13 protein-coding genes and 2 pseudogenes are annotated in these 14,639 nt (G+C 57.1%); 10 read left to right on the top strand and 5 right to left on the bottom strand.

The window, feature by feature from the left end:
- The first annotated feature begins 3 nt into the window (after positions 1-3).
- The 3 genes from QA646_RS26570 to QA646_RS26560 all read left to right on the top strand — a co-directional run bounded on the left by QA646_RS26570 (position 4) and on the right by QA646_RS26560 (position 2,894).
- Positions 4-744, top strand: a complete 741-nt coding sequence (locus tag QA646_RS26570; RefSeq protein ID WP_283059716.1) for an amino acid ABC transporter permease — start codon at positions 4-6, stop codon at positions 742-744.
- 4 nt (positions 745-748) lie between these two features.
- The gene (locus tag QA646_RS26565; RefSeq protein WP_283059715.1) at positions 749-1,549 is read left to right on the top strand and encodes an amino acid ABC transporter ATP-binding protein; all 801 of its coding nucleotides are present in this window, start codon (positions 749-751) and stop codon (positions 1,547-1,549) included.
- Positions 1,550-1,688: 139 nt separating this feature from the next.
- Positions 1,689-2,894 carry an FAD-dependent oxidoreductase gene (locus QA646_RS26560; RefSeq protein WP_283059714.1) on the top strand — a complete coding sequence of 402 codons (1,206 nt, stop codon included), beginning with the start codon at positions 1,689-1,691 and terminating at the stop codon, positions 2,892-2,894.
- 12 nt (positions 2,895-2,906) lie between these two features.
- On the opposite strand, the gene QA646_RS26555 is transcribed toward QA646_RS26560, so the two are convergent.
- Positions 2,907-3,209, bottom strand: coding sequence for a M20/M25/M40 family metallo-hydrolase (locus QA646_RS26555; protein ID WP_283059713.1), 303 nt, complete (start codon positions 3,207-3,209; stop codon positions 2,907-2,909).
- A 122-nt stretch (positions 3,210-3,331) separates the two neighbouring features.
- On the opposite strand from QA646_RS26555, the pseudogene QA646_RS26550 reads away from it, so the two are divergent.
- A pseudogene (locus QA646_RS26550) lies at positions 3,332-3,613 on the top strand (sodium-independent anion transporter); the annotation flags it as partial.
- Between the two features lie 135 nt (positions 3,614-3,748).
- On the opposite strand, the pseudogene QA646_RS26545 reads toward QA646_RS26550, so the two are convergent.
- The 3 genes and pseudogenes from QA646_RS26545 to QA646_RS26535 all read right to left on the bottom strand — a co-directional run.
- Positions 3,749-3,884, bottom strand: a pseudogene (locus tag QA646_RS26545) (integrase); the annotation flags it as partial.
- A gap of 136 nt (positions 3,885-4,020) precedes the next feature.
- Positions 4,021-4,311 (bottom strand): hypothetical protein, encoded by a 291-nt coding sequence (locus QA646_RS26540; protein WP_283059712.1) that lies wholly within the window; start codon positions 4,309-4,311, stop codon positions 4,021-4,023.
- A 742-nt stretch (positions 4,312-5,053) separates the two neighbouring features.
- A complete protein-coding gene (locus QA646_RS26535; protein ID WP_283059711.1) occupies positions 5,054-5,341 on the bottom strand; it encodes a hypothetical protein in 288 nt (95 codons plus the stop codon).
- A gap of 289 nt (positions 5,342-5,630) precedes the next feature.
- Here QA646_RS26535 and QA646_RS26530 point away from each other — a divergent pair, with 289 nt between their 5' ends.
- Positions 5,631-6,008, top strand: coding sequence for a MarR family transcriptional regulator (locus QA646_RS26530; protein ID WP_283060567.1), 378 nt, complete (start codon positions 5,631-5,633; stop codon positions 6,006-6,008).
- A gap of 372 nt (positions 6,009-6,380) precedes the next feature.
- On the top strand, positions 6,381-6,878 hold the full coding sequence (locus QA646_RS26525) for an invasion associated locus B family protein (RefSeq protein ID WP_283059710.1): 498 nt from the start codon (positions 6,381-6,383) through the stop codon (positions 6,876-6,878).
- Positions 6,879-7,060: 182 nt separating this feature from the next.
- Here the strand turns inward: QA646_RS26525 and QA646_RS26520 are convergent, their stop codons facing one another.
- Positions 7,061-8,410, bottom strand: a complete 1,350-nt coding sequence (locus QA646_RS26520) for a chloride channel protein (protein ID WP_283059709.1) — start codon at positions 8,408-8,410, stop codon at positions 7,061-7,063.
- Positions 8,411-8,938: 528 nt separating this feature from the next.
- On the opposite strand from QA646_RS26520, the gene QA646_RS26515 reads away from it, so the two are divergent.
- The 4 genes from QA646_RS26515 to QA646_RS26500 all read left to right on the top strand — a co-directional run bounded on the left by QA646_RS26515 (position 8,939) and on the right by QA646_RS26500 (position 14,543).
- Entirely contained in the window at positions 8,939-10,120 is a 1,182-nt protein-coding gene (locus QA646_RS26515; protein WP_283059708.1) for an NEW3 domain-containing protein, read from the top strand.
- Positions 10,117-11,049 (top strand): ABC transporter ATP-binding protein, encoded by a 933-nt coding sequence (locus QA646_RS26510; protein WP_283059707.1) that lies wholly within the window; start codon positions 10,117-10,119, stop codon positions 11,047-11,049. Before QA646_RS26515 ends, QA646_RS26510 begins: the two co-directional genes overlap by 4 nt.
- Complete coding sequence (locus QA646_RS26505; protein WP_283059706.1) at positions 11,039-11,992, top strand: ABC transporter permease; 954 nt, start codon at positions 11,039-11,041, stop codon at positions 11,990-11,992. The genes QA646_RS26510 and QA646_RS26505 overlap by 11 nt, the downstream gene beginning before the upstream one ends.
- Positions 11,993-12,359: 367 nt before the next feature.
- Positions 12,360-14,543 (top strand): bifunctional diguanylate cyclase/phosphodiesterase, encoded by a 2,184-nt coding sequence (locus tag QA646_RS26500; RefSeq protein ID WP_283059705.1) that lies wholly within the window; start codon positions 12,360-12,362, stop codon positions 14,541-14,543.
- Positions 14,544-14,639 lie beyond the last annotated feature (96 nt).

The raw sequence follows: 14,639 nt of genomic DNA, 5'->3' as shown, positions 1-14,639 counted from the left end.
CACATGAGCTCCTCGCTACCTTTTGCCGAAATGTTTCAAGTTCCCTGGAGCGAATATGCAGGCAATCTTGGCGAGGGTCTCTTGCGGACCCTTGCCTATGCGATAGCGAGCTTCATTGGAGCAGCAGGCTTGGGACTCCTGCTCGCTCTGATGCGGCTTAACCGTTTGCGCGCGGTGCGCCTGCCTGCCACCATCTACACGGAAATCTTCAAGAATGTCCCCTTGCTTGCCATCATCTTCGTCATCTATTTCGGCTTGCCTTCGGTCGGCATAAAATTCGACGTATTCGTCGCTGGCGTACTTAGCCTAATGCTGTTCTACGCGGCCTATCTGTCGGAAATCTTTCGCGCAGCTATTGCGGGCATCCATCCTGGCCAGAACGAGGCGGCGCATGCGCTGGGCCTTGGTCGCGCGACCACTTTCGGGCATGTGATCCTGCCTCAGGCACTTCGCCTCGCGCTGCCGGGCACCAATACGATGTTTGTGGATCTGCTCAAGTCGACATCGTTGCTGGTGACCATCTCGGCGGCGGAACTGATGACGAGGGCGCAATTGATCGCCTCTGAGACATTTCGGGCACTCGAAGTCTATCTGGTTATCGCCGCCATCTATTTCGCGGTCTGCTACCCCGTTTCGCAATGCCTGCTCTGGCTTGAGCGCACTATTCACGCAAGCATACCTTTATCGCTTGGCCGCCGGCGAAGGCTTCGGCTGGCGAGGGCTTTGATTCAAAATGGGGGATAGGCGAATGGCACATGCAACAGTCGAAACTACTGGCATTGCGACGCCGTCCGACAGTGCCGCAGCAATCAAGATCCGGGGTCTTCGGAAATCTTTCGACGGAAGACTGGTGCTGGATGGCATCGACCTGGACGTGCCGCCCGGTCGCATCGTCAGCATCATCGGTCAAAGTGGGGGCGGCAAGACCACCCTCATGCGGTGCGTGAACCTGCTTGAACAGCCCGAAGATGGCTCAATCGAAATAAACGGTGAAGCCATTTTCGCGAAGGGTGCGGTGACTTGCAAAGATCTTGCGAAGCTGCGCCAACGCGTCGGCATGGTGTTCCAGCGTTTCAACCTGTTCCCGCATCTAACGGCGGTTGAGAATGTCATTCTGGCCCAAATGCATGCTGCGGCTGTCGGCGAGCGCGAGGCGGTCGAACGTGCCGTGCGGTTGCTGACGCGGGTCGGTCTCATACACCGGGCGACGGCCTATCCGGAGCGCATGTCAGGCGGCGAACAACAGCGTGTCGCCATTGCGCGTGCTCTTGCCCTTGCGCCGACCGTACTTCTGTTCGATGAGCCGACATCCGCGCTCGATCCGGAATCAACGGGCGAGGTGTTGCGTGTGATGCGTGAACTCGCAAGGGACGGGATGACGATGATCATCGTCACCCACGAGCTGCCATTCGCCCGGGAAGTATCGGATTGGGTCGTCTTCATCGATGGCGGCCGGATCATTGAACAGGGACCGGCTGCGGAGGTGCTGGACAATCCTCGCGAGCCTCGAACGGCAGCCTATGTTGCGAGGTACGCGAGACCGGCCTGAGCGGCGCGTCCGGTCAGCGCCGCCATATCCGCCTTTTTGAAGATGGCAAGCGACTGCATTGCACACGCTTCCTTGATCTTAATCAGCGCCCTCTTGCCTGCGCTGCCGATCGCTTTTGTCTTAAGAACATGTGGACGAGATGAACAGGATTTCGACAGATATCGCCGTCGTCGGCGGTGGCGTTATCGGCTTGGCGATTGCACTTCGGCTTCGCGCCGATGGACGCGAAGTCATGATCATAGAGCCGAACGAACCAGGCTCCGGCGCCTCCTACGGGAACGCCGGGACGGTGGCGAACTACGCGGTCATACCGGTCGGGACGCCGTCGATTCTTCGAAACTTCCTGTCGCTGCTGCTTAATCCGGACAGTCCCCTGGCGATCCGCACGTCCGCGTTGCCAGCCCTGTTTCCTTGGCTTGCGCGGTTTGCGTACGAATCTCTGCCGCATCGCTACAGGGAAAATGCCGGCCAGATCGCCGAACTCGTTTCAGATGCCTCGTCCGCCTGGGGCGAGTTCGCCTCCGAGATAGGCGCATCGAACTTCCTGTCCGCGAAGGGGTGTCTTTACCTTTATCATACGCGCAAGGCGTTCCAGGCAGCTTGCGCGGATATAGAACTGCGTCGCAGCTATGGCGTCTCGCAAGAGCTTCTCTCGGCCAGCGACGTGCTTGGGCTTGAGCCGCGGCTTCCAGGGTTCGAAGGCGGCGGCCTCTTCTTTCCGAAAGCCATCAACCTCAGCGACCCGGGCGAAGTGATGCGCCTTTTGTCTGTGGCGGTGAAACAGGCCGGCGCAGAATTCGTCCAAGCCTCCGTTACCGGCATGGCCCGCAAGCAAAATGGCGTACGTATCGTGGCGTCGCCATATGAAGTGCATGCCCATACCGTGGTCATCGCCGCTGGCGCCCATTCACGCAAACTGGCTGCGGAGATCGGGGATCCCGTGCAACTCGATACCGAGCGCGGCTACCATGTCGAATACGACATGCCGGAACCACCGATCGAGCGGCCGGTTTGCCCGACCGCACATGGCTTTTATTTCTGTCCGATGCGAGGCCGGCTGCGCGTTGCCGGTCTGGTGGAACTAGGCGGCCTTGCAGCTCCTGAGAACCCGCAACTCTTACAATCTCTGGCGCGGAATGCCCGCCGCTTCTTCCCCGAACTCGGCGCGCCAAGTCGCACCTGGCTCGGGTTTCGCCCTTCGATGCCCAATTCCGTGCCGGTTATCAGACCATCGAAAGGAGGCAGGGACGTCATTCTTGCCTTCGGGCATGGGCACATAGGATTGACTTTGGCACCACGCACGGCCCGATTGGTCAGCGCGATGCTGACGAGCAGAGAGATGTAAGCGACAAAGCGGTCAGTGTGCCTTGGCTGCGAGCTGCCGGACAACATCCAGGAGCATGTTGGCTCCCGCAATCAAGTCCGCATCGGGTGTACTTTCCTTCGGATTGTGGCTGATACCGCCAATGCTGGGGACGAAGATCATCGCAGCGGGGGCGATCCTCGCGATCATCTGTGCATCATGGTCGGGAGGCCACCTGCCAGAAATCTGACATCGATCACCGAGCCGTGCAACGCGACGACGCTGCCCACGGGTAATTCGGGGGCTCGGCTGTCTCCATGTTCCGCCACCACACTTTCCAAATGTTTCCGCAAGCATCGGCGCCCGATGGAGGGCGAATTCCAGCTGCAAATCGAGAATGGACGGGTTACGGCTGACGTCGAGGTGGATGCACTCGATACCACGTCACCCGGCAGGAGGATTCTCAGACCGCAGAAGCAACCTACCGCGTCGAGGGGCAGATCTTCTTCGCTTCGGCCGAGAGCTTTATCGAGGCCTTTCAATTCCAGGGCACGGTCAGGAAGGTTGTCATCGATGTCAGCAAGGCGCATCTATGGGACATCACCGCAGTCGGCGCGCTCGATAAGGTGGTCATCAAGTTCCGTCGGGCAGGCGCCGATGTGAGGGTGCTCGGCTTCAACGCGGCGAGCGCCGACATGGTCGATCGCTTCGCTCTGCATGACAAGGATGAGCGCGCCGCTGCCAGCGCTTCCCTGCACTAAAGCTCGTCGAGATCTTTCAGATTCGCTCCCACGCTCCTTGTTTGCGCATGTCGTTTTCGCAAAACCGCCGCACACTTTTGCGCGACATGCATTGATCAACCGTGATGTTGTTGTCGGATGTTTCGAGCGCCCGACGACGATCTCCGAACGGGGCAAGCCGCCGGCGAACCCCAGCAAAAGGCCGGTCGCGCAGGCCGCGCAGGGACTTGTGGAGTGTCTCCAACATGGCGATCAGATGCTCGGACAGCACCGCTTCCTTTTCACTGGGAGGAGGCATGGGCGTTGCGGATTCCGGGATGCTGAGCCTAGAGCAATTCCAGGAAAAGTGTGCAGCGGTTTTCCGTCCGGAATTGCGAAAAAACAAAAAGATAGAGCGGTTCTAAGATTCCGTGAAAAGCTGAACCGCTCTAAGGTTTCGACGTTATATTGCCCGCCGCAAGCCTTCTGAATATCTTTTGTCCGTCAACGTACCCCTGCTCAAAAGCCTTGGCTTCGGCAGTTCCCTCGGCATATGGGTTTTCGGTTTGTCGGCCGCTTGTGCCGAGCGCAACACCACGTTGATAAGCAACAATCATGTCGTCACCATCGGCAGAAGCGTAAGGGAATAATGTCGGCAAGTAATATTGATCTACGGAATCTTGCGGGAGTTCATTCGATGCCATGAATGGAAGGCACACTTCCTTGCGAAGTCTTTTCATGACCGTTTCCTCCTTCCTATTGCCAACGTTACGGCGCCTTCGTGGTTCCACGGAGAAGTAAATCGGCGTCGACGGAATGGGCTGCGCAGAATACGCCAACCTGCGTCCAAGCGCCCGCCTTCTTACGTTGTGCATCATCTCACTTCTCCATCAGCCGGCGCCTGGTCGAGCCGCTATCGTGCATCCTCGGCCGTCTGCCCGCGATCGATTTGCAGGACAACTTTCTCCGGACGCTCGCCTTCTTTCCGAATGAGAATGACAACGGTGCATTTTTGCTTGCCGGGACGGAATGACAAAAGCCGACCTGATGTTTTCATCAGAATTTTCTCCACGACTTCCGTGCAGTCTGACAGACGATCTGCCGCAAGCACTGGCCGCAAAACCAACGCGTACGACGAGACCACCAGGACCGAAAATATCGCGAATGCGTTCCGCAATAAATTCATAGCAACATCACGCTTTTGACAGATTAGATTGCAAGGTGCCTCAAGGAGCTCTGCCCCGAGCCGATCGACATAATTCCTGCGTGAAACTGCTCACGAGATTGGCAGCGTCTTATCTGCGCGAGCGTTACGGTCCACCGGACCGCCCGGGTCATAGACATAAGCAGATCGACCATCATTTTCGGCGACCTTGAGCAGCATCACGACCCACTCCGAAGGTGCCGCAGCGATCAAAAAATTCCAGGATTCAACACCCGCCGCCGCTTCCTGCCTGGTACGCAATCGAAAGGGCTGCAAAGCTAAAAATGAATTGTCTTTTGTGTTGGCTCGGCAAGATTAAGGTCATCTAGTTGCGCTGCATTGCCGCTCAGCAACACGTCACCGCCCTTGTTGATAATTGTGCCATGCACTGTTCCACGGATGATTGCGGTCGCACCCTTCTCGACGACGAGATCGCGACCTATGTTTCCGTGCAATTCGAATTTTCGTCCGGAGGGCACAGTCAGCGTTCCCGCGATCGATCCGAAGAAGCGGACATCGCGATCTAACACGATTGATCCATCGATATTGACATTGAGATCGTCCAACTGATGATCCTTTCTGTCGCTAAGATTTGGAATATAAGATGTGGAAATATGGTTCGCGAGCGCAGCGAATGAGGATAACCAAGCGCAACAGCGGATCTCGCCTGAGCACCGGGGTGTCGCAGGCCCGCGAACCTTCTCCCATTGTCGACATGTCAAAAATATATCATTGCATGATATAAATAAAGGGAATTGCGCAATGCGCTCCGGAAAACGCCTCAGACGTCTCACATCGAATGTATCCTTGACCGGCGGTTTGCTCGATTCCGCCGTTTACGAAGGCCTTGCTGGCATGAGGCTTGCCATGCGGCGCTTTCTCTCATTCAGCGAGGCGGCAGTTTCGGAGGCTGGCGTGACCTCCCAGCAATACCAGACGTTATTGGTGATCAAAACCGCGCCCGGAAGCCAGATCATGGTGCGTGAGCTCGCCGAGCAGATGCTCGTTCAGCACCACGGCGCCGTTCAACTCATCGACAGACTAGTTGCGGCGGGATTGGTCTTGCGTGCGCCTTCGGACCAGGACAAGCGCAGCGTATTGATCACTCTTACATCTGACGGAGAAGAATTGCTTGAACGCCTTGCCAGGATCCACTTAGAGGGGATGTTGGCGAATGAGCGGCTGCTTGTCGAATCTCTTAAAAAGCTCCGACGCCTGGAAAGAATGAGCTGATACGAACTGAGATTCACGGCCACGACCTCCCTTTACGTCCCTCCTCAACGGCCCTGTTGGAACTTGCCGCATCAGTGAAGTCTGGCTTCCGAAAGTTCATCGTTTCCCGAGCGCGCGCGGCAGACTTCTTCGGCCATCAATCTGAAAGCCTGTACGATCGCAAGCTGATCATGACCGGACAATATATCATGACATGATATAAAATCTAGGTTATGAAAGGCTCCGGCTTGCACCGGCGAGTTCGGTCCAAATCAATCTTGAAGGAAATTGCCCTCGGCGAGCCATTCAATAGCGGCAGGCTTGACAGCATGAAGAGATTTCTGCGCGCACGTTCGCGGCGGGCTTCCTTGACAGACGAAATGATAGGAAACGATGACTGTCAAAATTCTTGCAGCCTCTCTAATGCTCACTGTGTCCACAATCACCGCGGCTCACGCCGCGGCACCTGTCCGGATCGATCAATTCGGTGCATGGGGCGCATTTTCGTATAAGTCCGACAGCGGTATGAGTTGCTACATCTTGTCGACGCCGATCGCTCAGATGCCCTCTAGTGTGGATCATGGCGACAATTTCTTCATCGTGGCGCATCCATCGGGGCAGGACTACGTCCCGGAGGCGATGGCGGGCTACGATCTCAGGCAAGGCGCGCCAATGACGGCGATGATTGGGGGTAAAACCTTTGCAATGTTCACCAAGGATCGGCATGGCTGGGTTCAGAACGAAGCTGACCAACCGTCCATGATCCAGGCGCTGAAGTCGGGCGACAAATTGGAGCTACATGCCACCTCGAAGCGAGGAACGGCAACCAGTTATACCTATTCTCTCTCCGGGGTTTCGGCTGCGCTGGAGCGGATAGGAAAGTGTAAATAGGTTTTGTACGCTCATTCTTTTTGCCCGCCGCATCTGTCGACGGGCAATTCGCCGAGTGTAGCTATTTCGATCTCGTTAGGCCATCGTGATGTTTCGCGAAAACAATCTGCCACGACCGAAAGCTCGGCTTGCAGTGATCGCCATTTCTGACAGTACGGCAGCCAAGGGATTAAGCGTGGTCCTCACGTTTGATGGAGGCCTTTTTCGACATTACGTCGGGCACGGATCGCCGCTGCAATGAACACCCGCGACAGGCCGTGATAAAGCGGCTCGCGCGAGAGCAGCCTCGAGGTCACATAACCGATCATCGACACAGCCATGATCGGGATGACAGCCTGATGATCGCCGGTCATTTCCAGAATGATGACGAAGGCGGTCATCGGTGCTTGCACCACGCCGGCGAAATAGCCCGCCATACCGAGGATTGCAGCAAGCGCCACGCTCCCGCCGACCAGCATGCCGACCGTGCTGCCGAAGCCGGCGCCGATAGCAAGCGACGGGGCGAAAATGCCTCCGGGAATGCCAGAGATCATCGACAGGAAGCCTGCTAGCAGCTTCTCGGCGAAGAAGAGCAGTGGCAGGGCATGCCCTTCCACCGCGCCGCGAGCCTGCTGATAGCCGGTGCCAAATGTCTGACCGTCAGACACCACGCCGATGACGGCAACGGCGAGGCCGCAGAGGCCGGCAAGGATCAACATGCGCCTCAGCGGCTGCGGATGCGCCCAGCGGCGGATGCGGATGCCGGCATAGAGAGCCAGTCCGCTGAAGGTGGCGCCGAGCGCCCCGCCGCCAATGCCGCAGGTCAGCATGACAACCCAATCCCGAAGTATGGTCGGCGCGACATCGGCAGTGCCGAAATAGTTGTAGCTACCGGAAAGGCCGAGTGCGGCAAGACCGGATAGGATGACGGCCATCAGGACGAGGCCATTGGCACGGGCTTCATAGGTGCGGCTCATCTCCTCGATGGCAAAGACGATTCCGGCAAGCGGTGTATTGAAGGCGGCGGCGATGCCAGCCGCCGATCCGGCAAGGATCAGCCCTTTTGCCTGCGCCATGCCGCCGAAGCGGGCAACTGCCAGCATAAAGGAGGCGCCGACCTGCACCGTCGGTCCTTCGCGGCCGATGGAGGCACCGGTGAGAAGCCCCAAAATGGTCAGGACGATCTTGCCAAAGGCTAACCGCAGCGACAGCAATTTCGTGCGGTCCTCATCGTGATGCAGGTGTCGAGCCGCGATGGCCTGCGGAATGCCGCTCCCTTGCGAATTGGGAAACAGGGTTGCTGCGAGATAAGCTGAAAGCACGAATCCGAGCGGTGTAAGCACGAGCGGCAGCAGCCACGTCCACTCGCCCGATTGGGTCACGCCGGCAAAGGTGCGCTGGGCCAGATCGGCAAGCTTGGCGAATCCGACGCTGATCACGCCGATCGCCAGAGCCCCCGTCCAGAATACCAGGCGCGGCCGCCAGAGATTGAAAGAACCCCATAGGACGCGGGAACGGCGGAATAATTTCGGTCTACGGAAGCGCGATGACATCATTTGCCCAAATGAGGTGGAGAGCTGCTAAGGCTATATGTCATGCTGTGATATAAAATACGAGGTTTGATTGAAGCGCCGAAAGCGGATCTGCGCAACATGATGCAGGCCATCCAAGGGGACTGTGATGTTCATCACCCATTCAAAATCACGGGATATCAATTCAGATCAAAATATCATGATATGATACAAAGAACGTGTTAGAAGAGGCGATCTGTCGCAAGGGGAGAGCGACGCGAAGCCGCTTGGAAAAGCGGGTTGACTGGAATACCATTTGCCATCTCAATTTTAACTTAAGCATTTGTTTTAGGCGCTATCTACCTGCTATTTGTTTGACGCTGAGGACGAATCGAGTTCCGGTCGGCATCGTTCAAAGCGCCCCTGTCGGACGAAACGACAACTCGCCATATTAAGAAGATTTAATGTCTTTGCCCGATTCTCGTCATAATTGCGCCGGATCGTTTTGTCGTTCTCAGCGCACCGATGGCTGCTGAGAAAAGCGTCCATTATTGATCTGGGAGTGATGCGATGAGTCGCTTTCGTCATTTCCTGCCGGCCCTGGTGCTTGCCGGCGGGATGGTTTCGTATGCCTCCGACGGCTTGGCGCAGACCGCACCGGCTAAGCCAACCGGCCTGTGGCTGACGACGGATTTCCCGGTTCTGACCGAACGCATCGGTCAGGACACCAACCTGTCCTTGACGCTCTCCAATTCCAACCTGCCTCCGGCACGCGTTGCTTTCTCCGTCAACGGCCTGCCTGACACCTGGAAATGGGAGCTGGATGGAGGCGGCAGGCCGGTTAGTGCGGCAATAGTGGGTGCCGATGACAGCCAAAGGCTGACCCTGAAGATTACAGCGCCTGAAAACACCAAGCCGGGAACCTACAACTTCACCGTTCAAGGCACCTCCGACACGAAGGAGGCGCTGCAGTTGCCCATTTCGATGACCTTGGCGGCCGCTGAGCCCGACAAAGTGACGTTGACACCGAGCTTGCCGGCGTTGAGAGGAACGCCTCGATCGAATTTCGATTTCGATGTCGCTATCAAGAACGACAGTCAGGACAATGAGACCCTCAACCTTGTGTCCGACGCGCCGCCGGGCTTTGCTGCCACCTTCAAAGAGCAATATGGCAGCCAGGAGCTTACCAGTCTTCCTTTCAAGCCTGGCGAAACCAAAACCGTGAAAGTATCGGTCAAACCGCCTCAGAATGCCGCCGCCGGGCAGTATCCGGTCATGGTCGAAGCGTCCAGCCCGAAGGCGCAAGGCAAAACGCAGCTGGTGCTCGATGTCACGGGCTCACCGTCAATATCGCTGTCAGGGCCGGGCGGCCGCCTTTCCGGCAGGGCCGTGGCCGGCAGGGAACAGATGTTCAACTTTACCATCAATAACTCCGGTACGGCGCCGGCGACCGATGTCAAGCTCTCGGCAAATGCTCCCACCGGCTGGAATGTTGAGCTCGACCCCAAGGTGCTCGAAGCAGTCGCACCTGGCGCTCAGCAAACAGTTGCCGTGCGCATGACGCCGTCGAACAATGCGATCGCTGGCGATTACATGGTCAGTGTACGGGCGGATGGCGACGGCGCATCCGACAATGCGGACTTCCGCGTCACAGTGACGACGTCAACGATCTGGGGTGCAGCGGGCCTCGGCGTCATCGGCGCCGCCGTCATTGTGCTCGCCATGGCCGTGACAAGGTATGGACGCAGATGAGTAGGCCCGTCATCGAGGTAAAGGGCCTCACCAAACACTACGGCCGCTCTGTTGCGGTCGAAGGTCTCGACCTGGTGGTCAACAAGGGCGAAATCTTCGGCCTGCTCGGGCCGAACGGTTCCGGCAAGACGACGACGATCCTGCTTATGCTCGGCCTGACTGAACCCGATGGTGGCAGCGTGAACGTGCTGGGTCACAATCCCTTCCGCGAGCCGTTGGAAGTCAAGCGCAGGGTTGGTTATTTACCTGATTCGGTCGGATTCTACGACAACATGACTGCGTGGGAGAATTTGCGCTACACGATGCGCCTTGCTGGCGTTGCCGGCGCAGAGAAGCGTATTGCGGCCGCTTTGGCGCGGGTGCGCCTCACCGAAGTTGCCGATCGCCGCGTGTCGACTTTTTCCCGCGGCATGCGCCAGCGGCTCGGCATCGCAGATCTCCTGGCCAAGGGAAGCGAGCTGGCCATTCTCGATGAACCCACCTCCGGTCTCGATCCGCAATCGACCCAGGAATTGCTCGACCTCATCGTTCAGCTCGCCGCCGAAGGCATGACGGTCGTGCTGTCTTCGCATCTTCTATCAATGGTCCAGGCGATCTGTTCTCGGGTTGCCCTCTTCCATCGTGGCAAGGTCGGGCTGGTCGGCCGCGTTGCGGATCTCGCCAGCCAGGTTCTTGGCGGTTCCTACATTATCGAGTTTGAGGCCGAGGGGTGCGACACCGGCAAGATCGTCGCGGATATACCGCGAATTACGCGCGTGACGGCCATAGCATCACATGTGACCCGCGTCGACGCGGAGGTCGATATTCGCGCTGAAATCGCCAGCCGGGTCGTTGCGGCCGGCGGTCGCCTCAAGCGGCTCTCGATGGATCGCTCGAGCCTCGATGAAGTCTATGTGCACTATTTTGAACAGGTGGATCATGCGGCGTGAAGGTTCCCCATTTATTGGTCTCTCAACGGTCGCCATGAAGGAGGCCGCCGATCACATGATGAGCCCGCGTATGCATCTCGTGATGCTGCTGGTACTTCTCACCGCTTTCGGCTCGATCTATGCGGCGATTGGCGAGATCAAGAACACAATCAGCGAGGATCAGTTCCTATTCCTTCGCATCTTCACGACAGCTCGCGATCCGCTGCCGTCCTTCGTCGCCTTCTTGGGGTTCCTCCTGCCACTGGTGGCGATCGCACTCGGCTTTGACGCGATCAACGGCGAATATAATCGCCGCACGATGAGCCGCATTCTGTCGCAGCCGATCTATCGTGATGCCCTGCTTGCCGGCAAATTTATCGGCAGTCTTTTGGTCATAGGGATCTGCCTCGTTACGCTCTGGCTGCTCGTAACCGGCATGGGAATTCTCATGCTCGGCCTACCGCCATCGGGTGAGGAAATCATGCGCGGTCTTGGCTTTCTGATCGCATCCCTGGCCTACGCCGGCGTCTGGCTAGCGATTTCGATGCTATTTTCGACGCTCTTCCGGGCGCCTGCAACCTCGGCACTGGCTGGCTTGACGCTCTGGCTTATATTCACGATCTTCTGGAGCATGATCGGCCCGCTTCTGGCCGGCGCAATAGCACCCGTCGATCCCCTCGATCCGGCGACGGCGGTCCATCAGGCGGAAATCGCACATGCGATCGCACGGTTGTCTCCGAACACGCTGTTCGGCGAAGCGACACTTGCCCTTCTCAATCCGGCGACCCGGGCGCTCGGTTTGATTTTCGTCAGTCAGCTCCAGGGGGCGCTACTTGGAGCACCGCTGCCCTTCAATCAAAGCGTTCTGCTGATCTGGCCGCAATTTTGTGGGCTGATTGCTGCCATGCTGCTTGTGTATACGATCGCCTATGTTGTGTTCCAGAGGCAGGAGATAAGAGCGTAGAACAACAACGCCGACCAGCGCTAACCGAAAGGTTTATCATTGGCGCCATGGAACCAACATCATTGAAGTCGGCGGTTTAGATTTCAAAACTTGGGGGCATCAGGTGTGCCTCCAACTGCATTGTTACCTATCCTAAGTTTATCCATTTTGCGATCTCTGATCCAAATTGCGCAACATATCCTAGTCGCCAGAGATCAACGGTGCACTTTATTAAGGTCCGTCACGCCAACTGAACTGTGCTTACTGGGCAAGCCCCGAACTGCTGAGCTTTCATTTCCGCTCGAATGAATTCGCGCGGTTTTTCCTATGAATGTTCGACTGGATGTATGACACCTCCTGTCCTGTTGTTGCCGTCAGGTGGATCTGTATGAAGTTGCCGTCTCTCTTGCGCGAGGTCAGCTGGCAATCACACGACTCCGTTGAAGTTCGCGATTCAGTCGCTTTGCCTAACGAACTTTCTGGGGTGGCCGAGTTCGGCTCGCTGCGGGCGCTCGTCGAAGCGCATGAATTTGCGGACGCAATCATCGCTACGATCCCTGACATTCTGTTTGAGGTGGACCGAAGCGGGCGGTATCTGCGAATATGGGCCAAGTATCCCGAATTGCTGGCCGCAACCAAACAACAATTGCTGGGCAAAACCGTAAACGACGTCCTCCCACCGGAAGACGCCGCCGCGGCGCTGCGCGCCATCCGCAATGCTGATGAGAGGGGCGTCAGCGAACGTCACATTATTCGCATCATCCAACAGAACGGAGAACCTCGATGGTTCGAACACCATGTTGCAAAGAAGGCGGGCAGTGAAACATCTTCCCAAACGTTTCTTGTTCTGTCGCGGGATGTTACTGACCAGAAACTAGGAGAGCATACTCTTGACGAAGCGCGAACACGCCTCCTCACGGTGCTCCAGACCATACCGGATATGGTATGGTTGAAGGATATGGATGGCGCTTATCTCCTTTGCAACCACGCCTTTGAGTGTCTGGTTGGCAGGTCGGAGTCCGAGATTATCGGCAAGACGGATCTGGATCTGTTTGATGTGAACGTCGCGTCCTTTTTCCGCAAACGAGACCTAGCTGCGATTTCCGCCGGCAGCGCCGTCGTAAACGAGGAATGGGTTACACACCACGACAGTGGACAACGCATTCTTCTGGAAACACGAAAGGTTCCAATCATTGCCGCCGATGGACAGGCGACTGGTATCCTGGGTGTGGCCCGCGACATTACCGAGTTGAACACGTCTCGCGAAAAGATTCGCCGAATGGCCTTCTATGATCCGCTTACCGACTTGCCGAACCGAGAGCTGTTCTATGACCGGTTGCGGCAAACGATAGCAGATGCGGCATTCCAGGGCCAACTTATAGGCGTCATGATGATGGACATTGACCATTTCAAAGCCGTCAACGACACGATGGGACACCCCGTCGGCGATGAACTGCTCTGTCAGGTTGCCGGGCGCTTCCAGGCATGCGTACGCACCGAGGACACGGTGGCGCGTCTCAGCGGCGACGAATTCGCCATCCTTCTATCAGACATTCGGCATGCGAATGAATTGGCCGATACCGCCACTAAAATGCTCAAAACGTTCGACGAACCTTTCCTGCTGGACGGCAGGGAGGTCTTCGTCTCATGCAGCATCGGAATAGCGCTCCATCCCGACCACAGCACCGATACAAACGATCTCGTCAAATATGCCGACTCGGCAATGTATTTGGCGAAACGTATTGGGCGAGGAGGCTTCCAATTCTATTCGAGGCAACTCACCGAAGACGCACAACACCGCCTGATGCTGGAATCGGAACTGCGCCGGGCCATCGAGCGCGACGAACTCGAAGTGCATTACCAACCGAAGGTGCTCGTCGAAAACGGCATGATGGTCGGCGCGGAGGCTCTCCTGCGATGGCATCACCAAGAATTGGGCATGGTTCCTCCGGCTCAGTTTATTCCGATTGCCGAGGATACGGGCTTAATCGTGGACCTGGGTCGATGGGTATTTCGCGAAGCCTGTCGAACCGCGGCAGAACTGAACGCCGACAGCCCAGCGTCTCGCAGAATGGCGATCAATGTCTCGTCCAGGCAATTCCAGCGATCTGATCTGCTCGAAATGGTAACGGAGATTCTCGATGAAACCGGCTGTCGCCCGGAATGGGTCGAGATTGAAATCACGGAAAGCCTTCTGCTGGATCAACAGTACGAAACGCTAGCCGCGCTTGGTTCCCTTCGGGCGATGGGAATCTCAATCGCCATCGACGATTTCGGTACCGGCTATTCCGCACTAAACTACCTGGCCCGATTTCCTATTGACACGCTGAAAATCGATCGATCATTCATCAGCAGTGGCGACAAGCGAAGCGCTGAACTTGTCAAGGCCATCCTCTCCATCGCCCGTTGCCTCGGGCAAAGCGTGGTGGCGGAAGGCGTGGAGACGCCTGAGCAGGCGGCGTTTCTTAGAGTGAACGGATGTGAAGCGGCGCAAGGGTTCCTGTATAGCAAGCCCTTGTCAAAAACCGAACTGATGAAGCTGCCGAACTTCTTGAGTTTTGTTGACGATTGATCCGATGAAAGAACGCATCTATAGGGCCGCCAATCTCACCGCATCGCGAGGCAGCAAATCAGGGTCGATCACGTGCCACTTGCTGTAATTTACCAA

The organism is Rhizobium sp. CB3090 (genome assembly GCF_029714285.1).
Taxonomy (GTDB): domain Bacteria; phylum Pseudomonadota; class Alphaproteobacteria; order Rhizobiales; family Rhizobiaceae; genus Rhizobium.
Note: the sequence above shows the minus strand (reverse complement) of the source record. Positions and strands in the feature narration are given on the sequence as shown.